The sequence below is a fragment of the Pseudomethylobacillus aquaticus genome (genome assembly GCF_003730115.1).
GTDB lineage: Bacteria > Pseudomonadota > Gammaproteobacteria > Burkholderiales > Methylophilaceae > Pseudomethylobacillus > Pseudomethylobacillus aquaticus.
The window spans coordinates 77,388-98,489 of record NZ_RJVP01000005.1 but is presented as its reverse complement, the minus strand read 5'-3'; the positions used below and the strand labels follow the sequence as shown (position 1 = coordinate 98,489).

The window sequence follows — 21,102 nt, the reverse complement described above, 5'->3', positions numbered from 1 at the left end:
GCCACATGCGTAACCCGCCTGCACTGGAACAACTGGTCGACGCATTGCGCTGCCTGCCCGGTGTGGGGCCAAAATCAGCGCTACGCATGGCCTATCATCTGCTGCAACACGACAGGCCGGGCAGTGCCAGACTGGCGCAAGCGCTGGACAACGCCTTGCAAGTGGTCAGTCATTGCAGCCTGTGCAATAACTTCAGCGAACAACCGGTATGCCCGATGTGCGCCTCGCCACAACGCGACCAGACGCAGTTGTGCGTAGTGGAGATGCCCACGGATTTCATGTTGCTGGAACAGACACAAGCCTTCAAGGGGCGCTATTTTGTGCTGATGGGGCGACTGTCGCCACTGGATGGTATCGGGCCGCGTGATATCCATCTCGACAAGCTGATCAAGCGCGCGCAGGATGGCCTGGTGGAAGAAGTGATCCTAGCGACCAACTACACGGTAGAAGGCGAAGCCACCGCCCACTACGTCAGTGGCTTGTTACGCGCACGGGGTCTGCGCGTCAGCCGCATCGCCCGTGGCCTGCCCATGGGTGGGGAGATCGAGCATGTCGACAGTGGCACGCTGGCACAAGCCATGATGGAACGCCGTAATGTGGGCTGACACAGGCTTGCTGTTGTAACTTTTCCGCGATTGGCACGTTGAAAGATGGACGATGACAACACTTACAAGTCTCGACAAGCAGAGGAGAGCACCATGCAAACCAACGATACTCAATACCAGAACAGCAAGTACCGGATGCGTTATTCCCTGATCAGCAGCCTGTTGGCTGTCAGCCTGTTCACGGCGCATGCCTGGGCAGAAAAACCGGACCATGCCGGCAACCCCAACAAGGGTGGCAAGCAAAGCCAGCAAGATAACAAGCAAAGCCAGCAAGATAAGCAGTATGGCCGCGATGACGGGCGTCAACCGGCGGGCGGACGTCAAGGTGGAGGTGACCACAAGGATGGCGGCAATGTGGATGTGAGGGTGAATGCCTACTTTGGCGACAGCCAGCGCTCCGTGATACGGGACTATTACAGCAGCAGCTATCGCGGCGGTCATTGCCCGCCTGGCCTGGCCAAGAAACGCAACGGCTGCATGCCACCAGGCCAAGCCAAGAAATGGCGTGTGGGCCACGCGTTACCGCGTGATCTGGTGTACTACGATCTGCCGCCAAGGGTGATCATCGACCTGGGTGCACCACCGGTCGGCTACAAATATGTGCGGGTTGCCGCTGATATCCTGCTGATCGCAATCGGGACTGGCATGGTCATCGATGCGATCCAGGACTTGAGCAGCCTGTAGACAGGGAACGCCGTGAGCGGCTGACTGAACTGGTTTCAGCCTGCCGTTCTGAACAAGCCATTTCAAGCGGCCAGTGTGCATACACTGGCCGTTTTTACATACAGATCAAGCAGTAGAGGCAGATGCCGGAAGCAGCGATAGCAAGTCTAATGGCGTTTCGATCTGTGTGTCTGCGGCCCACGCCTCCGGGCTGTCAGTGCTAGCGATATAGCCATAAGCAGCCAGCACGGTACGCATCCCGGCCGCTTTCCCGGCCTGGATATCACGCTCGGCATCACCGACATAGATGGCGTCGCTGGCGGCGACACCCACCTGGCGACACGCCATATAAAGCGTCTCCGGATCAGGTTTGGCACGCACGGCATCATCGGCACATACCAGGCAGGCCGCGCGATGATCAAGTTGCAGCGCCTGCATGAGCGGTGCCGCAAAACGGCGTGGCTTGTTGGTCACCACACCCCAGGGAAGACCGCGCTGCTGCAAGGCCGTCAACACCTGATCCATACCTTCGAACAAGCTTGAGCTCTCGGCGAACACCTGGTCATACAAGGCGAGGTATTCTTCACGCATCGCTTCAAAACGCTCATCGCCAGGCTGCAAGCCGAAGCCAACCCCCAGCAAGCCACGCGAACCATGCGAGGCAAAGGGCCGTATGGCGGCCATCTCCAGTGCAGGCAGCGCATGCCGCTGACGCTGTATATTGAGCGCCAGCCCGAGGTCAGGCGCTGTATCGACCAAGGTACCGTCGAGATCAAACAACACCAGTTTTACCGTACCGCCACCCATAGGCTTGATGCGCATCAACGGGTCGTGTGAACGATGTAGTTGACGCTGACATCCTGGTCCAGCCAGTAGCGCTTGCTCAACACGTTATAACGCATGCCAGTCAGCGCACGTGTGGTCAGGCCACCCTGACGTGCCCAGGCAGACAACTCGGAAGGCTTGATAAACTTGGCGTAATCATGCGTGCCGCGTGGCAGCAAATTCAGGACGTATTCCGCGCCTAGCACCGCATAAAGGTAGGCTTTGGGATTGCGGTTGATGGTGGAGAAGAACACATGGCCACCTGGTTTGACCAGCTTGGCACAAGCCGCGATGATGGCAGCCGGATCAGGCACGTGCTCCAGCATCTCCATGCAGGTGACCACATCGAATTGCCCCGGCAACTCTTCTGCCAACTGTTCGACAGAGATCAGGCGGTACTCCACCTGCACGCCAGATTCCAGTTTATGCAACTGAGCGACCTTGAGGGCTTTTTCACCCAGATCGATGCCCGTCACATCGGCTCCGCGCAAGCTCATGGATTCAGACAAAATGCCACCACCACAGCCTACATCCAGCACGCGTTTGCCTGCCAGGCCAGCATGCTGGTCTATGTAATCGAGGCGCAGCGGATTGATCTCGTGCAGTGGCTTGAATTCACTGTTTTTGTCCCACCAGCGGTGTGCCAAGGCCGAGAATTTTTCCAGTTCGGCCGGATCAGCGTTCAGTTCTGGGATTGTTTGAGTTTTTTGTACCATTTGCTACTGATTTCCCTGAGTTCCATCGCTTCGATATTGGCATACAAGCCGTCTTGTTGCGGTAATTTTTGATAGCGCAGATCGCCGGATACCCAGACGTGACTGACATGCTCGCGTCCCAGCACGTACACAACATGCGATAGAACATCGTAACAAGGCAAAGTTTCTATATCGCCCATGCGTAAGGCGGTAAGGTCGGCAAACTTGCCCACTTCGATGGAACCTATCCTATCGTCGAGTCCCAATGCGCGTGCGGCGTTGATGGTGGCCATGCTGAGTGCTTGGCAGGCAGGGACGGCGGTCGCATCACCTGCGACTCCTTTTGCCAACAGCGCCGCCAGGCGCATCTCGGCGAGCATATCCAGGCGGTTGTTACTGGCAGCGCCATCCGTGCCGATGCCGATATTCAGTCCGGCGGCCTGCATGGCCGCCACAGGTGACATCCCGCTCGCCAGCTTGAGATTGGACGCCGGACAGTGCGCAATGTGGCCACCATGAGCCCGCAGCAGATCCATATCGTCCTGCGTCATGTGCACGCAGTGTGCAGCGATCAGGCCTGGACTCAACACGCCCAGATCCACCATACGCTGCATGGGACGTCGCCCGTGTAGCTGCAGGCTTTGGGTGATCTCGTCTTGCGTTTCATGCAGATGGGTATGGATACCCAAGCCCAGTTGCTCGGCATACATCACCACATGCTCAAAGCTGGCGTCACTGAGTGTATAAGGCGCGTGCGGCGCCAGACTGGCTGTGACCAGCGGATTACCGCGCCAGCCATCACGGGCAGCAAGACCCTGATGTAGATAATCCTCGGCATCCACCGCATACGATGTGGGGAAATCCATCACCACCAGCCCCAGGTTGGCACGCATGCCAGCCTGAGCCACCGCTTGTTCTGCGGCAGCAGGATGGAAATACATATCATTGAAGCAGGTGACGCCGGCGCGCAGCATCTCCGCACATGCCAGCAAGGTACCATCGCGTACGAATTCATGACTTACCCAGCGCTGCTCGGCAGGCCAGATATGTTGTTGCAACCAAGGCATCAAAGGCAAGTCATCGGCCAGGCCACGCATCAGCGTCATGGCGGCATGGGTATGCAGATTGATCAGGCCGGGGATCAATACACTGTCGTCCAGCACAGTGCGTTGCAAGGGCTGATATTGCTGGCGTGCCAGTGCAGTGGGCAGCAGATCAATGATGCGTCCCGCCTGTACCACCACGCTATGGTGTTCCAGCACGACGTTTTTTGGCTCGACTGGCACAAGCCAGCGTACCTCGATTATCAGGTCACAGGGTTTATTCATCATCATTCAGACATAAAAAAGCCCCGCATGGCGGGGCTTTTTTATTAGCCAGTGCTTAGTTCTGACGTTGAACTTCGATTTCAACGACGACACGGCGGTTAGGTTGCAGGCATTCGATGGCTTTCTTGCCACGTACACCCACGCAATCAGCGACAGGCTCGGACTCACCCTTGCCAACTGCATGCAGGCGGCTTGCCTCTACACCTTGGCTGACCAGGTAGCTCTTCACGCTAGCAGCGCGACGCTCGGACAGCTTCTGGTTGTAGTTTGCATCGCCGATACGGTCAGTGTGACCAGTGATCAGCAGCAGCTCAACTTCAGGATGTGCCTTCATCTTGCCGACGACATCATTATCCAGAATGGCTTTGCCTTCTGGCTTCAGCACAGCCTTGTCGAAAGCGAACAGCACTTCAGATGCCAAGGTCACTTTTTCGAACGCTGGCTCAGCAGGGCCAACTGGTTCTGGCTCTGGCGCCATGACGGGTTCTGGCTCTGGAGTTGGTTCCGGAGCAGCTGCAACCGGGATAGGCTCAGGTGCTGGGGCAGGTGGAGGTGCGCCGAACTTGAAGATTACGCCCAGATTGAAGTAATCGTTACCGATGGTTTCGGTATCGCCATTCGCTTCAGCACGGCTGCGTACATGACGGTACTCAGCTTGCATACCCAGCTTCTCGGTGAACAGGTACTGGAAACCCAGACCCAGGCTGCCAGCTGCAGAAGTCTTGCTGTCATTAACATTACCGATTGGAGTACCGGTGTAATCAACCTTGTTGCGGGCCAGGCCCACACCAGCCAGCAGGAACGGACGGAATTTTTCGCGGCTGAACATATACAGTGCGTCGACACCGAACAGGGTCTGCTTGTAATCACCACCGGCGATGACTTGGCTGCTCTCGTCAGCTTCAGCGTAGCTACCACCTACCTGAATGTCCCAGTGCGGGCTGATTTCCTTGGCAATACGCAGGAAACCGGATGGCTTGCCGTCTTGTGCCAGCAAATCCTTGTCAGTGTTCATAACGCCGATACCTGGCAGCAGGTACCAGGAGCCTTGGTAGGCATCTTCAGCAACAGCTGCGGAAGCGGAGATTGCCAAAGCACTGGCAAGCGCGACTTGAATCAGTCTGTTTTTCATGTTTTTAATACTCCTTTGAGTCATTAATAATTTCTACAGCGATTGCTTCTGTACTTTCAGCCTTGAATATACGCAATCAAGATGACAGTTGCAACCTCAGTTCCGGCTTATACAGCGCCGTTACTGGATTCGGGACCGAATGTTGCTTTACTGCAACAGCGCCAGCAAACCCTCAATACGCTCCACATCCAGGCTTGAGATACGGTCCTGGCCGCGGCTGGCCGCACCGCGCACTCCAATATAATCAGGGGCTAACGGCAAGAGTTCCAGCACCTGCTGATGCCTTAACTCTCCTGCCAGGCCGATCATCAGATCATACTGCCTGCCAAGCGCAACAAAGTGCTGAATCTCTTCCATTTGCAGGTGCTGCAACAAACCTGAGCGATTCTTAACCGCCGTATCCAGCATCACGCCTTTGAATCCAGCCTGCGCGATCGCAACGATCTGATTTAAGTCTGGTTGCTGGTCCGCCATCAGCACAGCAACCATACTCACACCTTGTTGTGCCAATCCAGACAATGCTTGGATACAAGCAAGAGGCTTGCCATCCTTAAAGATGCCCACCTTGACCATGTCCACCCCGGTCCCGGCCATCGCAAGCGCAGACGGAACTATCCGATCAGGCGTCATCGGTACATCGCCTATGGTGGCACTGGTCAGCTTACGACCGGCCACCAGACGCAGCAAAGCCTGTACTTGTGCGGCAGGCAAGGCACCAAGTGCACCAAGCGCCGGATCCTTGAAATCGATGATGCCAACTTGCGTCTGCAAAGCAAGCAAGGTTTCCTCGGCATTGCGTACACTCAACAACAAGCTGGTCATGCTGTACCCACTGGTTCATTTTGGTGCAGATGGCTGTTAACAGCCGCCATCAACCAGCCCCAGGCCTCCAGCTCCTTAGCGCCAGCGGTCTTGTCGATCGCAATCTGCAGATACGCCAGTTCATTGATGATCTTGTCTTGCGGCAACAAATGTAAACGACTGACCAGCACCGCCAGCTCGATCACCGCCGCTTGCGCACGATTAAACCCACAGAACGGCGCATGCATGGCGGCATGGACAACACGGAATATCAGCACAGGCCGTGTCGCATCTTCCTGCACATCTTCCAGCACCAGTTCGCGATGTGCCAATGCCGCTTGCAATACATAGCCCGAGACCTGCTCGGCCGGACGCACCGGCCAATCGCGACGCCCGGTCAACGCACCGGCAAAGATACGTACATCATCAGTGAGGTTCATGACCGCATGGCCGGTACGCAGCAGATTATCCAGGCTAGTGGACGGCCGGAATGGCGAGATCAGCACACGTCCATCCTGCTCGCGGACACCAAACGGCGCGATATGCGGCTTGCCAACAGCGTCCACACTGGTGATGATGGTCTCGTAGATCACCCCTTCTCCTTGTTGCGGGCTCGCTGCTCTTGCAAGGAAGCATCCCGATGCGCCACCTTGCCAGCGGCATCCAGCGCTTCCGCACTGCATCCCCAACTCAGCGGCTCATCCTGGCTGTAGCGCTTTTTGAGTTGCCAGGCGATCTGCGCGCGTGCCAGTTCCACACCAAGGTAGAACGCATGGGAGGCGTCATCCGCCACACCCAGATACGGATATAGCTCGAACGGGTCGGTCGCCACATGTTCGCCATCGCGGTTGTAGATATGGATGCCATCGCCACTGACCTGGATGCGGAAGCTGGGGTCCTTGATGGCAGTCGCCAGCTCGGCGATCTCCTCCGCGGTATAGGGGAACGGGCGACGGTCATGCAAAGCCAGCAAGGCGTCGCTGTAGCCACGTGGCAGGCGGCCATCTTCGCGCGCAGCATACATGATGCGGCGCGCCTGATCCGCTTCAGAAACGGCCTGACTGGCATGCGCACTGACCGCCGTAGTAAGTACTGCATTGAGTTTAAGTTCGGTGATGACGCCGAACAGCATGGCGTTGATGCCTGTGGTATCGGCATCGGTCAGTTCGGTGAGGTTACCCACGCCCATCATCACGGTAATGTCCGGGTAACGTTTGCGTAGCTTGTGGTAACGCACGATGGATTCAGCAAAACCAAACGGGATCGGGTCCAGGATAGGGTCTGCGATGAACGGCAAGCCTTTGTTCTGCATGGCCTCGATGGCACGATACAAGGATGGCAGGCTGCGTGGACGCGCCGGGATCAGCACGGGCACCGAGGGCACCTCATCTGCGATCCATAGCGTCTTTTCATTCAGACTCAGCAGAAAATCAGCACCATGCTTGCCTGCCAGCAGCAGATCGCTGCTGTCCAGCGAATCGACGCTGACCCGGTAGCCTGCGGCCTTGAGACTCTGGATGGCCTCTGCCAGATGCGGGAATGGCACGCCGGGCAGACAGCCCAGATCGATCACGTCAGCACCCTGCTGTTGATAATGGCGGGCGCGAGCGAGTATCTGTTCGATATTGAGCTGAGGAGCTTCGACGATCTCGGCAAAGATCATCACATCCTGCCCGGAGAGGTCAGGTGCCTTGCCACCACGGCCAAAGTATTGCGGCAGGTCTTTCAGATCGACAGGCCCACGCTCGACGGGAATACCGTACTTCTGCTCCAGCAGACTGAGATCGCCCTGACACAAGCCGGGCAATATCATGCGCTGGGCATCTCCTGTGCTGGGCAAGCGTCTGGCGATCAACTGCGGCGTCATCAAGGCAGCCACCGAAACGCCGATCTGATGGATACGGTATTGCCAGGGCTGACTGGGTTGCAACTGCTGCAGCACACGATGCAGGCTCTTTTCGGCCAGCTTCCCGGTCAGGAACAGGAGTTGTTCAGACATGCCAGTCGCGCCTGGATGGCCGCCTGCAATTGCTGCATGTCGGCCGCCACGGTGGTCTCTTCGAAAGTGTGCAGTTTTTGCATGTTATCCAGGTCGATACGGCGCGGATAGACCTTGACCATGTTGTTGCGCGGCGCTTCCGACTCCAGCTCAGGCGCCGTGTCACAGGCAAACACGATGCTGGGCACGCGTGTCTTGCCAGCTTGCGCATAGAGGTTGGTGACCAGATTGTCGGAGATGCCGGCCACCATCTTGGCAACCGTATTGGAAGTGGCTGGCGCGATCACCAGGGTGTGATAGCGGCCCTGGTAGAACAATTCCACTGGCACACTGCTGGCGGTCTTGTCCTGGAACACGCGGCCAGCCTGATGCTGGTAACCATATTGCTGCAGGATCTCCGCTGCTGCCCGACTCAGGAACAAGTCCAGATCGGGCAGTGTGGCGATCAGATCGAGCGACTCACGCAAATAATGGCCGGAACCGGTGATGGCCCAGGCAAGTCGCTGTGGCACCGGGGCCGACGTCATTTGACTCAATCCGCGAAAGGGTGATGCAGCACGATGGTCTCATCGCGCTCCGGCCCCGTGGAAACGATGTGTACCGGCACTTCGCACAGCACTTCCAGGCGTCTCAGATAGGCACGTGCATTGGCTGGCAGTTCTTCCCATTTGCTGATACCAAAGGTGCTTTCGCTCCAGCCAGGCATGGTTTCATAGATGGGCACGCAGCGTGCCACGTCATCCGCCCCCACTGGTAGCATGTCGACCAACTGACCGTCCAGCTCGTAGCCAGTGCAGATATCCAGCTCGGCGATGCCGTCCAGCACATCCAGTTTGGTGATGCACAGGCCGGTCAGCCCGTTGATGCGTGCAGAACGACGCAGTGCTGCCGCATCGAACCAGCCGCAACGACGCTTGCGCCTGGTCACGGTGCCGATCTCGCGGCCTTTGGTGGACATCTGATAACCCGGGCAATCTTCAGTCTCGATATCCAGTTCACTCGGGAACGGCCCGCCGCCCACACGTGTGGTGTAGGCTTTGGTGATGCCCAGCACATAATGCAGCATGCCTGGCCCTACACCAGAGCCCGCCGAAGCCTGACCGGATACGCAGTTGGAAGAGGTCACATAAGGATAGGTGCCGTGATCCACATCCAGCAAAGTCCCCTGAGCCCCCTCGAACAGCAGGCGGTCGCCGGCCTTGTTGGCTTCGTACAGGGCAGCGGAGATATCCGCCACCATAGGGCGTATCGCTTCAGCTTGCTGCATGGACAGTTTGAGCTGTGCTTCGTAATCGGCAGGTTCCGCGTTCAGATAATTGACCAGCACGAAGTTGTGATAATCGAACACTTCCTTGAGCTTCTCGGCAAACCGCTCCGGAAAGAACAGGTCGTAAACACGCAGTGCACGGCGTGCCACTTTATCTTCATAGGTCGGGCCTATGCCCTTGCCCGTGGTACCGATCTTCTTGTCTATACCACGCGCTGCTTCACGCGCTTTGTCCAGCTTGACGTGGCAATCCAGGATCAGCGGACAGCCAGGGCTGACCTTGAGGCGGCTGCGCACTTCGATGCCTTCTTTTTCCAGGCCAGCGATCTCTTCCAGCAGGTGACCCGCGTCCAGCACCACGCCATTGCCGATGTAACAGCGTATGCCTTCGCGCACGATGCCGGATGGCACCAGGTTCAGCTTGTATTCACGCTGGTCATCGCCCTGGCCGATGACCAGCGTGTGCCCCGCGTTATGACCACCCTGAAAACGCACCACACCCTGAGCGTGATCGGTGAGCCAGTCCACGATCTTGCCCTTGCCTTCATCGCCCCATTGGGTGCCAATGACCACTACATTTTTACTCATTATCGACTCTGGATTTCGTATTGATTGATTGGTATTGATTAGAGGATCGCAGCTGCGTTGCCAGCCGCTGCGATCTGTACCACCTGCCAGCCTTGCTCGCCCAGCACCAGTTCGCGGTCACAATCTAGCTCAGCCCGGTGTTCCGCATGACCAGGCAATTCCTGGATCACGATCTCACCGGCCGCGCGCAGCTGGTCTATCTTCATCAGCAAAGCAGCATCACTGCCCTGAGGCGCGACGATGCCACGTGCCAGCACAGCGGGTGGCAGTGCGGTCACCAGACCACGCATGTCCAGACTGAAGCCTGTGGCTGGGCGTGCACGACCGAATGCCAGACCAACTTCGTCATAACGCCCGCCCAAGGCCAGCGGGCCTGCATAGCCTTGCGCATAGGCGGCAAATACGGTGCCGCTGTGGTAATGGTAACCACGCAACTCTGCCAGATCAAAGCTCACCTGCACGCCCAGGCTAGCAATCTGCTCACCGATCTGACGCAGGTCCTGCAAAGCCTGGCTGATCTCTGCAGTAGCAGGCAAACGGCGTGCCGCTGCATCCAGCACGCTGATGTCACCATTCAGCTCGGTCAGGCTGCACAAAGCCTCGCGCGTGTCCGCATCCAGATCCACAGCCAGTGCACGCAACGCCGATTGATCCTTGCTTTGCAGCACATCATACAACTGCTGCTCAAGCGCATCAGAAACGCGGCCTTGGCCGATCAGGCTACCAAAGATGCCAACGTGACTGAAATCGATGTGCAGATCCTGAACGCCCGCCGCCTGCAAAGCCTTGACCAACAGGCGCTGGATCTCGATATCGCTTTCCACGCCAGCATGCCCATACAATTCAGCGCCCACCTGCAGCGGTTCGCGCGTCTGTGCCAAGCCATCCGGCTGGGTGCGTGCCACACTGCCAGCGTAGCAGAGGCGGGTCACGCCCTGTGCGTTCAGCATGTGCGCATCAATACGGGCTGTTTGCGGGGTGATGTCGGCGCGTACGCCCATCAAGCGTCCGGTCAGCTGATCCACGACTTTGAAGGTGGCCAGATCGAGATCGTGACCAGTGCCGGTCATCAGCGATTCCACATATTCCATCAAAGGCGGGATCACCAGCTGATAGCCATGACTACGGAACAGATCCAGCAAGCGACGACGCAGTTGCTCGATGCGTGCGGCCTCGGCGGGCAGCACGTCTTCTATGTATTCGGGAAGTAACCAGTTACGCATCATAGTAGGAGTAATTCAATTAGCCACAGCAAGCAGCAACAGTCCGAACACGATGGACAGTATGCCGACGAAACGCAGCTGACCATTGTTCATGGTCAGCATGCGCTCAAAGGTCTGGCGCCACGTTTGTGGCGCCAACAGCGGCATCAGGCCTTCCAGCACCAGCATCAAGCCCAGCGCCATCAGCAAGGTCGTCATCATCGTGTCAGCACGGATGACGGGTTATTTTTTGCTACCGCCAGGATCACGCATGTACTTGAAGAACTCCGAATTAGGTTCCAGCACCATGACGTCGGTCTTTTCACGGAAGCTGTTACGGTAGGCTTCCATGCTCCGGTAGAACGCGTAGAACTCCGGGTTCTTGCCGTAGGCACGGGCGTAGATCTCGGACGCCTTGGCATCGCCTTCACCCTTGACGCGTTGCGCTTCGCGGAACGCTTCAGCCAGGATCACCTCACGTTGACGGTCTGCATCAGCACGGATCTTTTCAGCCGCACCCGCGCCTTGTGAACGCAGCTCATTGGCCACGCGCTTGCGCTCGGCTTCCATACGCTGGTACACCGACTCGCTGACTTCTTGTGGCAAGTCGACACGCTTGAGGCGCACATCCAGCACTTCGATACCGATCTGACGCGAATCACGGTCGGCACGCACGCGCAGGATCTCCATGATCTTGCTACGCTCGCCAGACACCACATCATTGATGGTGCGTTTACCGAACTCGGCACGCAAGCCGTCGTTCACGGTCTGCGCCAGACGACGTTCTGCCTGCAGCTCGTCACCTTTAACCGAAACATAGTATTTGAGCGGGTCGATGATGCGCCACTTGACGAAGGAATCCACCAACACGTTCTTTTTCTCGCTGGTGATGAAGCGGTCCGGGTCAGCAGAGTTCAGGGTCAGGATGCGCTTGTCGAAATAGCGTACGTTATCTACCAATGGCATCTTGAAGTACAGGCCTGGCGTCTTCTTGACTGACACGATCTCACCAAGACGGAACACCAGCGCGTATTCACGCTGATCCACCGTGAAGGCGGACAGGCTGAGCAGCAGCAATGCTGCCAGCAAGCCGAGTAACAGGGTCGCAATATTTCTCATAGGATGTTCGCTTTCAATAGCAGTGATAGACAGTAGCGTGCATCAGCGCGATTCGCGCTCGCGGCTGCTGAACCCATCACGTAAACGTTGTGCCGCCTGCTCTGGCGTCACGGTCGCTGGAGCGACGGTCGCCGGGCTGGCCGGGTTGCTATTGCTACCGGAGATCAGCTTGTCCAGTGGCAGATACAGCAGGCTGTTGCCACCCTTCTGATCCACGACCACTTTACTGACGCTGGACATCACTTGTTCCTGTGCGTCCAGATACAGACGCTGGCGCGTGACTTCCGGTGCGCGCAGATACTGGGTCAGCACCTGATCGAAACGGGAGGCATTACCTGTCGCTTCGCTCTCGACGCGCTGCTTGTAACCTGAGGCTTCTTCCAGCAGACGCGAAGCGGCACCGCGCGCCTTGGGCAGAATGTCATTGGCGTAGGCCTGGCCTTCGTTCTTCTGACGTTCCAGGTCCTGTCCGGCCTTCACCGCGTCATCGAACGCGGCCTGCACCTGCTCTGGCGGCTGTGCATTCTGCATGGTGACGCTGACGATGTTGATGCCGGTCTTGTAGCGATCCAGGATCTGCTGCATCAGTTGACGCGCGTCGGTCGCCACGGCTTCACGGCCCTCGTACAGCACGAAGTCCATCTTGCTCTTGCCGACGATCTCGCGGATCGCGGTTTCGGCGATGCCACGTACCGAGTCTTCGGTTGAGCGGTTGTTGAACAACAGCTCTTCCACGCTCTTGAGGTTGTATTGCACCGCGAACTGCAAGTCGATGATGTTCTCGTCATCGGTCAGCATCAACGATTCACGCAGCTCACGGTTACGCCCGGTACCACTCTCGGAGCGATAGCCCACCTCGACGGTGCGCACCTGTTCCATATTGACCACATTGACGCTCTCCACCGGGTAGGGCAGATGCCAGCGCGGACCGGGTTGCGTGGTTTCGACATGCTCACCGAAGCGCAACACCACGCCACGCGAGCCTTGATCCACGATATAGAAACCGGTGGCCATCCAGATCAGGGCGATCAAACCGATCAAAGGCAATACTGGGAACGCATTCGTTTGCGGACCGTTATCCTGCCCACCGCCAGATCTGCCGAACATACCGTTCAGCTTGCGGCTGAACTGACGCATGACTTCGTCCAGATCGGGTGGGCCGCTGTTGTTGCGATTACCCCAGCCGGGATCATTAGCCATCTATAGCTCCATTAACTTCAGTTTATTGAATCAGGCGACGTCCGGGCTCACTGCCCCGTCCTGCCATTGATCGACCACGTGTTCGCTCGACAGTTTCTGCATCATGCTTTGCTGGTATTCCACCAGCACCTGCTGCAACAGCTCCAGCCCGGCACCGGTTTTGGCAGAAATCAATATCTTGCAGATTCTACCATATTCATCACGCTCTAATTCCGGCGCCATGCCTGCCCGGTCTATCTGGTTCATGACCAGCACCTGGGGCACTTCACTGGCACCGATCTCTTCCAGCACCAGATTCACCTGCTGCATCTGGGCATCCCGGTTGCCACCCGCGATATCCACCACATGTAGCAGCAGATCGGCCTGTGCCGTCTCTTCCAGCGTCGCGGCGAATGCCTCGACCAGCGCGTGTGGCAGATGTTTGATAAAGCCGACCGTGTCGGACAACACCACCGGCCCGCAGTCCGGAATGTAGAGCTTGCGCGAGGTGGTATCCAGCGTGGCAAACAGCTGATCGGCGGCATACACGCCAGACTGGGTAAGCCGGTTGAACAGTGTGGATTTGCCAGCATTGGTGTACCCCACCAGCGATACTGACATCACTTGTGAACGCCGACGCGCGCGACGCTGCATGCCGCGCTGCTGGGACAGCTTGGCGAGCTTCTCGCGCAACTGCTTGACGCGGATGCGCAGCATGCGCCTGTCCAGCTCCAGCTGCGTCTCACCCGGACCACCGCGCACACCGATACCGCCCTTCTGCCGCTCAAGGTGGGTCCAGCCGCGCACCAGACGCGTGGACATATGGTCCAGTTGCGCCAGCTCTACCTGCAACTTGCCTTCATGGCTTTGTGCACGCTGCGCGAAGATATCCAGGATAAGACCGGTACGGTCGATGACACGGCACTGCAGCAAACGCTCCAGATTACGCTGTTGCGAAGGACTGAGGTCGTGGTTGAACACAGCCAGTTTGGCTCCTGTGTCCAGCATCGCAGCCGCCACTTCTTCAGCCTTGCCGCTACCGATGAAGTATTTGGCATCCGGTTTGCTGCGTCTGCCTTCCAGCGTGACCTTGATGCTGAGCCCGGCACTGATCGCCAGTTGTTTCAGCTCCTGCAGACTGTCCTGATAGTCCGCATCACCAAAATCCAGACTCACCAGTGCGGCGGCTTCACCGCCACTGGGGCGGTCAAACATCAGGATACCGATCAAACATGAGTGGAACCGGTCATCAACCGGGATAGAACGCGCTTATTGCTCAGTCGCATTCGGCAAAGAGACGCTGCGGGCGGGCACGATGGTCGAGATAGCGTGCTTGTACACCATCTGGGTGACGGTGTTCTTGAGGAGGATCACGTACTGGTCAAATGAATCGACCTGGCCTTGCAACTTGATGCCGTTGACCAGATAGATCGAAACAGGCACATGTTCCTTGCGCAGGGTATTCAGGAATGGGTCTTGTAACATCTGCCCCTTGACGTTCATGGTGGAGGCTCCTTCTGGAGTTATCGTTATTAAGGTTTTCGCTCAACCGTTTACAGGCATCGCGTACATTTCATTGCATTACTTATCGCTGATTCTTGCTTGAGACACTCGCTTGTGACTATAGCAGGCCTGATTCGTTCTGTAATTCAATCCGTCCTGCACATCGCCCGCCTCACATGTGCTGACTAGGCGTTGTGCGCTGCATATCTTCGTATATCCACTAGCAAGCGTGATGCCAACCTCAGCCAGCCAGTGGCAAGTGCATGCGCTGCAGCGTGGTTTCGCGCCCCAGCAGGCACATCACCGCATCGATACTGGGCGATTGCGCACTGCCGGTCAGCAGCACGCGCAGCGGCATGGCCAGTTTGGGGAATTTGACTTCGGCGGCCTTCACCACCTGATCCAGCGCGGCATGGATGGCTTCCACCGTCCACTCTGCCTGCTGCAGAGCATCACTCAAAGACTGCAGCAAGGGCAATACATCGGCAGTGACATGCTTGGCATACGCCGCTTCATCGATCGGTGGCATGCGGTAAAAATATGCTACGCTGGCCGCCAGTTCATTGAGCTTATTGGCGCGCTCACGGTACAAGGCCAGCACCGCAGGCAGTGCAGGTTCTGCTGCGACGCTCACCCCTTGTGCAGACAAGCGCTGTGCCACATCGGCAGACAGCCGCTCCAGATCGGCCAGTTTGATGTAATGTGCATTCAGCCAGTTGAGCTTTTCGGTGTTGAACTGTGCCGCCGAGGGAGTGATGTGATCCAGATCGAACCACTGGCAGAACTGCGCCATGTCAAAGATCTCGTCATCCCCGTGTGACCAGCCCAGGCGTGCCAGATAATTGAGCACCGCTTCGGGCAGATAGCCATCGTCATGGTATTGGGTCACGCTGACCGCGCCATGGCGCTTGGACAGCTTCTGCCCATCGTCACCCAGGATCATGGACAAATGCGCATACTGCGGCACGGTCGCACCCAAGGCCTGTAGCAGGTTGATCTGGCGTGGCGTGTTGTTGACATGATCGTCACCACGGATCACCTGGGTGATGCCCATGTCCCAGTCATCCACCACCACACAGAAATTATAAGTAGGCGTGCCATCGGCACGCGCAATGATGAGGTCGTCCAACTCGCTGTTGGCGATGCTGATGCTGCCTTTGACCAGGTCGTTCCATTCCACCACCCCGGCTTGCGGATTACGGAAACGGATCACCGGCTCTACGCCTGCAGGCACTTCCGGCAACAACTTGCCGGGTTCCGGGCGCCAGCGCCCATCGTAACGCGGCTTCAGGCCGCTGGCCATCTGCTGCTCACGCAAGGCATCCAGCTCTTCACGGCTGCAGTAGCAACGATATGCTTTGCCCTCGGTCAGCATCTGGCCTATCACCTCGCGGTAACGGTCCATGCGCTGCATCTGGTAGAACGGGCCTTCATCCCAGCTCAAGCCCAGCCAGTTCATGCCATCCAGGATGGCTTGCACAGCCTCCGGCGTGGAGCGCGCGACATCGGTATCCTCGATGCGCAGGATGAACTGACCGGCATGTTTGCGGGCATAAGCCCAGGAGAACAGCGCAGTTCTAGCCCCACCGATATGCAGGAAACCAGTGGGACTAGGGGCGAAACGAGTACGTACGGTCATTATGTAGGCGGCACCAAAAGGGAGCGTGATTCTATCACGGCTGCGGCTGCCAGCCTCCGCCCAGCGCCTTGAACAACTCGACTGTGGCTACCAGTCGTGTCTGACGTGCCTGCGTATACGCGAGGGTGGCATCGTTATGGACACGCTGTGCATCCAGCACTTCCAGATAAGCCGAATAACCTGCTTTGTAACGCTGTTCGGCGATCTGCAAAGCCTTGCCCGCCGCATCGGCACTCATCTTCAAGGCCGCTTCTCGTTCACCCGTCTGACGGGTGGTGACCAGTGCATCGTTGACTTCACGGAAGGCATTGTTCAACGCCTGCTCATAGGTGACCAGCATCTGTTTCTGACGTGCTGCGGCCTGATCGACACGTGCATCCAGACGGCCGGCATTGAAGATGGGCAAGCTGAAGCTCAAGCCGGTGCTCCAGACACGTGCTGCCGATTTCAGCACATCGCCCAGCTCAATGCTTTCGCCACCGAAGCTGGCCGTCAGGGAAACGCTGGGATACAGCGCCGCCTTGGCAACGCCGATGTTGGCATTGGCGGCCACCAGATTCTGCTCGGCCTGGCGCACATCCGGGCGCGCTTCCAGCAAACTGGAAGGCAAACCGGCAGGTGGCACGGGCGGCACGGGCAAGCTGTCCAGATCTGCGTCCGCCAGCTGCAGATCCAGTATGCCGGTCAGTACCGCCAACTGGTTCTGAATGGTGCTGCGCAGACGGGATTGTTCGGCGATCTGCGCACGCAGATTGGAAACCGCCACCTGCGCCTGATGCACATCCAGCGCCGACGCCACGCCACCATCCTGACGGCGCTGCGTCAGACCCAGGCTGTCTTCACGGCTGCGCAAGCTGTCTTGTGACACCTTGATCTGCGTATCCAGGCTGCGCAATTGCAGGTAGTTGCTGGCCACCATGCTCGCCAGCGAGATGCGCAGGGTGTCACGTGCATAACGCGTCGACAGGGCTTGCGCCTTGGCAGCTTCCTTGCCACGGCGCAGCTTGCCCCAGAAATCCAGTTCAAAGCTGGTGCCGGCACTGATCACGTAGTTTTCACGCGGATTACTGCTGAACACCGGGAACGCACCCGCCTCGGTGACCCGCGAACGGGTACCGCCGCCCGTCAGATTCACCGCCGGGAACAGCGCAGCGCCGACTTCACGCATGGCCGCATCGGCCTCTTCAACGCGCGCCAGGGCGATACGGATATCGGTGTTACGCGCCAGCGCCTGTTCCACCAACTGGTTCAATTGCGGGTCCTGATACAGCGTCCACCAGGTAGGTGACAGCACGGCACCATCGGAGGCCTGCTGCGGCGCCGTGTAGTTGGCAGGCAGCTCACTGGCTGGACGCTGGTAATCAGGGCCCACCATGGCGCAGCTGGCCAGCAGCGCCAGGCTGATCAGAAGTGTGCTTTTTTTAATGATAAATCCCGGGCTCATGCGGATTCCTTATGCTCGGATGCGGAAGGATGTCCTGCCTGGCGCGTCGACAGCCAGGTGAAGAACATCGGAATAAAGATGGTCGCGACGAAAGTCGCCATTAACATGCCACCGAATACACCTGTGCCCATGGAACGACGTGCAGCGGAACCGGCACCGGTGGCGATCACCAGCGGCACGATACCCAGCACGAACGCCATCGAGGTCATGACGATAGGACGGAAGCGCAAGCGTGCCGCCTCAACGGCCGCTTCCAGCAAGGGCATGCCCTCTTCCAGTTTCTGGCTGGCGAATTCCACGATCAGGATGGCGTTCTTTGCCGCCAAGCCGACCAGCGTGATCAGACCGATCTGGAAGTAGATATCGTTGGGCATCCCGCGGAACAACAACGCCAGCAGCGCACCTGCCAGTGCGAACGGCACCGCCATGATCACCGCCAGTGGCAGCGCCCAGGTCTCGAACTGAGCCGCCAGGATCAGGAACACCATGATGATGGCGAAAGCAAAGGCGAACACCGCGGCCGAGCCGGTACGTTTCTCCTGATAGGCCTGACCTGTCCAGGCGATCTGGTAGCCTTCAGGCAGGTTCTGCTCGGCGATACGCTCCACCATCTGGATGGTCTGTCCCGAACTCACGCCGGGTGCACCGCTGGCCAACACCTTGGCAGACAGCAGGCCGTTGTAACGTTCCAGCTGCTCGGCGCCGACGATGTTGTTGATCTTGCTCAGTGCGGACATCGGGATCATGCTGCCGTTATTGGCGCGTACATACACGCGGCCCAGGTCCTCCGGCTTCATGCGGTATTCCGGCTCTGCCTGCAATTGCACACGGTAGGTACGACCGGAGCGATTGAAGTCGTTCACATACAGCGAACCCATGGTGCTCTGCAAGGTGGCGTAGATGCTGGCGATGGGCACGCCCAGCGACAAGGCCTTGGCTTCGTCCACTTCCACGAACAGCTGTGGCACGGTAGGACGGAAGAAGGTATTGATGCCGGTGAGCTGGGGCTCCTGCTGCAAGGCCTGCACAAAATTGTTCACGACAGACGACAAGCGCATCGGGTCGGAACTGCCTTTACTTTGCACATACACTTCCACACCGCCCGCCTGACCCAGACCACGGATCGCTGGCGGGTTGAAGGCAAAGGCCAGACCGTCCTGCTGCATCATGCCGAAACCGACCAGCTTGTTGACGATGTCATCGGCGGTTTCCTTGCGCTCACCCCAGTCTTTCATACGCACGAACATGGTCGCGGCACTGGTCTTGTTGCCACCACCGATCAGGTCCAGGCCGTTGATGACGAACTGCATCACCACGGACGATTCCTTGGCGATCTCGGAGCGCACGGCTTCTGTCGTTTTGGTGGTGCGGTTCAGGGTCGCGCCATCCGGCAGCACAAAGGCGGTGATCACATAGCCCTGATCTTCCGCAGGCACGAAGCTGCCTGGCACTTTCACCAGCAACCAGCTTGCCAGCGCGATGATGCCCACGAACACCACGCCGCCTATGATGCGGTGATGCAAGGTCAGGTTCACCGTATCGGTATAGAACCTGGTCAGGCGTGTGAAACCACGGTTGAAAGCAGCGAAGAAACGCGTCTCCTTGTGCACCGGCTTCAGAATGATGGCGCACAGTGCAGGCGTCAGCGTCAGCGCCACGATGCCGGAGATCACCACCGCCACCGCCACAGTCACCGCGAACTGGCGATACAACTCACCGGCGATACCGCCCATGAACGCCACCGGCACGAACACCGCGCACAGCACCAGCACAATGGCCACCACAGCGCCCGACACTTGCTGCATGGACTTGATCGCCGCATGCATAGGCGACAGTTTTTCTTCCTTCATCAGGCGCTCGATGTTTTCAAGCACCACGATGGCATCATCGACCACGATACCGATGGACAGCACCATGGCGAACAGCGTCAGCGTGTTGATGGAGAAGCCGAACAACCACAGACCGGCAAAGGTACCGATCAGCGAGATCGGCACCGCGATCATCGGGATCAGCGTCGCGCGCCAGCTTTGCAGGAACAGGAACACCACCAGCACCACCAGCAGCATGGCCTCACCCAAGGTCTTGACCACCTCTTCGATGGACGATTTCACGAAATCGCTGGTGTCGTAGGGGATCTGATATTCCATGCCCTCCGGGAAATCCTGTTTGAGCTCTTCCATCTTCTTCTTGATGGCGGTCGCGGTATCCAGCGCATTGGCGCCACTTTGCAGGAAGATACCGATGGCGACGCCAGGCTTGCCGTTCAGGGTGGTACGGATGTTGTAGCTTTGCGAACCCAGTTCGATACGAGCTACATCTCCAAGGCGCAGTACGCCACGCGGCCCTTCGGCACGCAGGATGATGTTACCGAACTCTTCCGGGTCCAGCAGGCGGCCCTTGGCGGTCACGGTGTAGACGATCTGCTGGTCGGCAGGTGCCGGGTCCTGGCCGATCTTGCCGGCAGCGTATTGCGCATTCTGCGACTGGATGGCCGCGGCGATATCCGAAGTGGTCACGCCCAGTTGCGCCATGCGGTCCGGCTTCAGCCAGATACGCATGGAGTAGTCCTGCGCACCGAAGATGGAGGCATCCCCCACCCCCTTGATGCGCTTGAGTTCATCCAGCACATTCAAGGTGCCGTAATTGCTCAAAAACAGCGGATCGAACTTGCCGCTAGGCGAGGTCAGCATGGGCACCATCAAGATGTCGTTGGAGCGCTTCTGCACGATGAGGCCGGTACGGCGCACCTCATCGGGCAGGCGCGGCAAGGCGATGTTGACGCGGTTGCTGACGTTGAAGGTGGCCTGATTGACATCAGTGCCGATCTCGAAAGTGGCGGTGATGGTCAGTGTGCCGCTGGAGTCCGCGCTGGAATTGAAGTACAGCAAGCCTTCCACACCGCTCAACTGCTCCTCGATAGGCGCAGCGACGGTCTTGGACAGGGTATCGGCGCTGGCGCCAGGATAGGTTGCCGTCACCAGTACGGTAGGCGGCGCGATTTCAGGATACTGTGCGATCGGCAGCTTGAGTGCCGCCGCGAGACCGGCCAGCACGATGATGATGGACAGTACCGAAGCAAAGATCGGTCGTGTAATAAAGAATCTGGTCATAAC

The 21,102-nt window shown here is 58.1% G+C and carries 20 protein-coding genes; 2 read left to right on the top strand and 18 right to left on the bottom strand.

Going from position 1 to position 21,102, the window contains the following annotated elements:
* Positions 1-5 precede the first annotated feature (5 nt).
* Both recR and ED236_RS09770 read left to right on the top strand, forming a co-directional pair.
* Positions 6-605: a recombination mediator RecR gene (recR, locus tag ED236_RS09775; RefSeq protein WP_123237787.1), complete on the top strand. Its 600-nt coding sequence runs from the start codon at positions 6-8 to the stop codon at positions 603-605.
* Positions 606-698: 93 nt separating this feature from the next.
* Positions 699-1,289: an RcnB family protein gene (locus tag ED236_RS09770; protein ID WP_240032112.1), complete on the top strand. Its 591-nt coding sequence runs from the start codon at positions 699-701 to the stop codon at positions 1,287-1,289.
* 105 nt (positions 1,290-1,394) lie between these two features.
* Here the strand turns inward: ED236_RS09770 and ED236_RS09765 are convergent, their stop codons facing one another.
* The 18 genes from ED236_RS09765 to ED236_RS09680 all read right to left on the bottom strand — a co-directional run bounded on the left by ED236_RS09765 (position 1,395) and on the right by ED236_RS09680 (position 21,099).
* Positions 1,395-2,090 carry an HAD family hydrolase gene (locus ED236_RS09765; RefSeq protein WP_240032111.1) on the bottom strand — a complete coding sequence of 232 codons (696 nt, stop codon included), beginning with the start codon at positions 2,088-2,090 and terminating at the stop codon, positions 1,395-1,397.
* Complete coding sequence (gene ubiG, locus ED236_RS09760) at positions 2,090-2,809, bottom strand: bifunctional 2-polyprenyl-6-hydroxyphenol methylase/3-demethylubiquinol 3-O-methyltransferase UbiG (protein WP_123237786.1); 720 nt, start codon at positions 2,807-2,809, stop codon at positions 2,090-2,092. Before ubiG ends, ED236_RS09765 begins: the two co-directional genes overlap by 1 nt.
* Positions 2,776-4,116, bottom strand: a complete 1,341-nt coding sequence (locus ED236_RS09755; RefSeq protein ID WP_123237892.1) for a TRZ/ATZ family hydrolase — start codon at positions 4,114-4,116, stop codon at positions 2,776-2,778. Before ED236_RS09755 ends, ubiG begins: the two co-directional genes overlap by 34 nt.
* Before the next feature lie 55 nt (positions 4,117-4,171).
* The gene (locus ED236_RS09750; protein WP_123237785.1) at positions 4,172-5,248 is read right to left on the bottom strand and encodes an OmpA family protein; all 1,077 of its coding nucleotides are present in this window, start codon (positions 5,246-5,248) and stop codon (positions 4,172-4,174) included.
* 147 nt (positions 5,249-5,395) lie between these two features.
* The gene (locus ED236_RS09745; protein WP_123237784.1) at positions 5,396-6,070 is read right to left on the bottom strand and encodes a (5-formylfuran-3-yl)methyl phosphate synthase; all 675 of its coding nucleotides are present in this window, start codon (positions 6,068-6,070) and stop codon (positions 5,396-5,398) included.
* The gene (locus tag ED236_RS09740) at positions 6,067-6,642 is read right to left on the bottom strand and encodes a DUF447 domain-containing protein (protein WP_123237783.1); all 576 of its coding nucleotides are present in this window, start codon (positions 6,640-6,642) and stop codon (positions 6,067-6,069) included. The genes ED236_RS09745 and ED236_RS09740 overlap by 4 nt, the downstream gene beginning before the upstream one ends.
* Positions 6,639-8,048: a DUF6513 domain-containing protein gene (locus tag ED236_RS09735; protein WP_123237782.1), complete on the bottom strand. Its 1,410-nt coding sequence runs from the start codon at positions 8,046-8,048 to the stop codon at positions 6,639-6,641. Before ED236_RS09735 ends, ED236_RS09740 begins: the two co-directional genes overlap by 4 nt.
* On the bottom strand, positions 8,024-8,575 hold the full coding sequence (locus ED236_RS09730) for a flavoprotein (RefSeq protein ID WP_123237891.1): 552 nt from the start codon (positions 8,573-8,575) through the stop codon (positions 8,024-8,026). The genes ED236_RS09735 and ED236_RS09730 overlap by 25 nt, the downstream gene beginning before the upstream one ends.
* 5 nt (positions 8,576-8,580) lie before the next feature.
* On the bottom strand, positions 8,581-9,903 hold the full coding sequence (locus tag ED236_RS09725) for an adenylosuccinate synthase (protein WP_123237781.1): 1,323 nt from the start codon (positions 9,901-9,903) through the stop codon (positions 8,581-8,583).
* 38 nt (positions 9,904-9,941) lie between these two features.
* Positions 9,942-11,126, bottom strand: coding sequence for an ATP phosphoribosyltransferase regulatory subunit (locus tag ED236_RS09720; protein ID WP_123237890.1), 1,185 nt, complete (start codon positions 11,124-11,126; stop codon positions 9,942-9,944).
* 15 nt (positions 11,127-11,141) lie between these two features.
* Complete coding sequence (locus ED236_RS09715) at positions 11,142-11,327, bottom strand: DUF2065 domain-containing protein (RefSeq protein WP_123237780.1); 186 nt, start codon at positions 11,325-11,327, stop codon at positions 11,142-11,144.
* Between the two features lie 21 nt (positions 11,328-11,348).
* Entirely contained in the window at positions 11,349-12,224 is an 876-nt protein-coding gene (gene hflC / locus ED236_RS09710; RefSeq protein ID WP_123237779.1) for a protease modulator HflC, read from the bottom strand.
* A gap of 42 nt (positions 12,225-12,266) precedes the next feature.
* Entirely contained in the window at positions 12,267-13,424 is a 1,158-nt protein-coding gene (gene hflK, locus ED236_RS09705; RefSeq protein ID WP_123237778.1) for an FtsH protease activity modulator HflK, read from the bottom strand.
* 30 nt (positions 13,425-13,454) lie between these two features.
* Positions 13,455-14,618, bottom strand: coding sequence for a ribosome rescue GTPase HflX (gene hflX / locus ED236_RS09700; protein WP_123237889.1), 1,164 nt, complete (start codon positions 14,616-14,618; stop codon positions 13,455-13,457).
* Positions 14,619-14,672: 54 nt separating this feature from the next.
* Positions 14,673-14,906, bottom strand: coding sequence for an RNA chaperone Hfq (hfq, locus tag ED236_RS09695; RefSeq protein WP_123237777.1), 234 nt, complete (start codon positions 14,904-14,906; stop codon positions 14,673-14,675).
* Between the two features lie 241 nt (positions 14,907-15,147).
* On the bottom strand, positions 15,148-16,545 hold the full coding sequence (gene gltX / locus ED236_RS09690; RefSeq protein WP_123237776.1) for a glutamate--tRNA ligase: 1,398 nt from the start codon (positions 16,543-16,545) through the stop codon (positions 15,148-15,150).
* Between the two features lie 34 nt (positions 16,546-16,579).
* Positions 16,580-17,989: an efflux transporter outer membrane subunit gene (locus ED236_RS09685; protein WP_123237775.1), complete on the bottom strand. Its 1,410-nt coding sequence runs from the start codon at positions 17,987-17,989 to the stop codon at positions 16,580-16,582.
* Complete coding sequence (locus ED236_RS09680) at positions 17,986-21,099, bottom strand: efflux RND transporter permease subunit (RefSeq protein ID WP_123237774.1); 3,114 nt, start codon at positions 21,097-21,099, stop codon at positions 17,986-17,988. The genes ED236_RS09685 and ED236_RS09680 overlap by 4 nt, the downstream gene beginning before the upstream one ends.
* Positions 21,100-21,102 lie beyond the last annotated feature (3 nt).

Bases quoted from the DNA above. Each gene is read 5' to 3' on its own strand.
- recR (WP_123237787.1), top strand. From the start codon at position 6: ATGCGTAACCCGCCTGCACTGGAACAACTGGTCGACGCATTGCGCTGC.
- ED236_RS09770 (WP_240032112.1), top strand. From the start codon at position 699: ATGCAAACCAACGATACTCAATACCAGAACAGCAAGTACCGGATGCGT.
- ED236_RS09765 (WP_240032111.1), bottom strand. From the start codon at position 2,090: ATGCGCATCAAGCCTATGGGTGGCGGTACGGTAAAACTGGTGTTGTTT.
- ubiG (WP_123237786.1), bottom strand. From the start codon at position 2,809: ATGGTACAAAAAACTCAAACAATCCCAGAACTGAACGCTGATCCGGCC.
- ED236_RS09755 (WP_123237892.1), bottom strand. From the start codon at position 4,116: ATGAATAAACCCTGTGACCTGATAATCGAGGTACGCTGGCTTGTGCCA.
- ED236_RS09750 (WP_123237785.1), bottom strand. From the start codon at position 5,248: ATGAAAAACAGACTGATTCAAGTCGCGCTTGCCAGTGCTTTGGCAATC.
- ED236_RS09745 (WP_123237784.1), bottom strand. From the start codon at position 6,070: ATGACCAGCTTGTTGTTGAGTGTACGCAATGCCGAGGAAACCTTGCTT.
- ED236_RS09735 (WP_123237782.1), bottom strand. From the start codon at position 8,048: ATGTCTGAACAACTCCTGTTCCTGACCGGGAAGCTGGCCGAAAAGAGC.
- ED236_RS09730 (WP_123237891.1), bottom strand. From the start codon at position 8,575: ATGACGTCGGCCCCGGTGCCACAGCGACTTGCCTGGGCCATCACCGGT.
- ED236_RS09725 (WP_123237781.1), bottom strand. From the start codon at position 9,903: ATGAGTAAAAATGTAGTGGTCATTGGCACCCAATGGGGCGATGAAGGC.
- ED236_RS09720 (WP_123237890.1), bottom strand. From the start codon at position 11,126: ATGCGTAACTGGTTACTTCCCGAATACATAGAAGACGTGCTGCCCGCC.
- ED236_RS09715 (WP_123237780.1), bottom strand. From the start codon at position 11,327: ATGATGACGACCTTGCTGATGGCGCTGGGCTTGATGCTGGTGCTGGAA.
- hflC (WP_123237779.1), bottom strand. From the start codon at position 12,224: ATGAGAAATATTGCGACCCTGTTACTCGGCTTGCTGGCAGCATTGCTG.
- hflK (WP_123237778.1), bottom strand. From the start codon at position 13,424: ATGGCTAATGATCCCGGCTGGGGTAATCGCAACAACAGCGGCCCACCC.
- hflX (WP_123237889.1), bottom strand. From the start codon at position 14,618: ATGTTTGACCGCCCCAGTGGCGGTGAAGCCGCCGCACTGGTGAGTCTG.
- hfq (WP_123237777.1), bottom strand. From the start codon at position 14,906: ATGAACGTCAAGGGGCAGATGTTACAAGACCCATTCCTGAATACCCTG.
- gltX (WP_123237776.1), bottom strand. From the start codon at position 16,545: ATGACCGTACGTACTCGTTTCGCCCCTAGTCCCACTGGTTTCCTGCAT.
- ED236_RS09685 (WP_123237775.1), bottom strand. From the start codon at position 17,989: ATGAGCCCGGGATTTATCATTAAAAAAAGCACACTTCTGATCAGCCTG.
- ED236_RS09680 (WP_123237774.1), bottom strand. From the start codon at position 21,099: ATGACCAGATTCTTTATTACACGACCGATCTTTGCTTCGGTACTGTCC.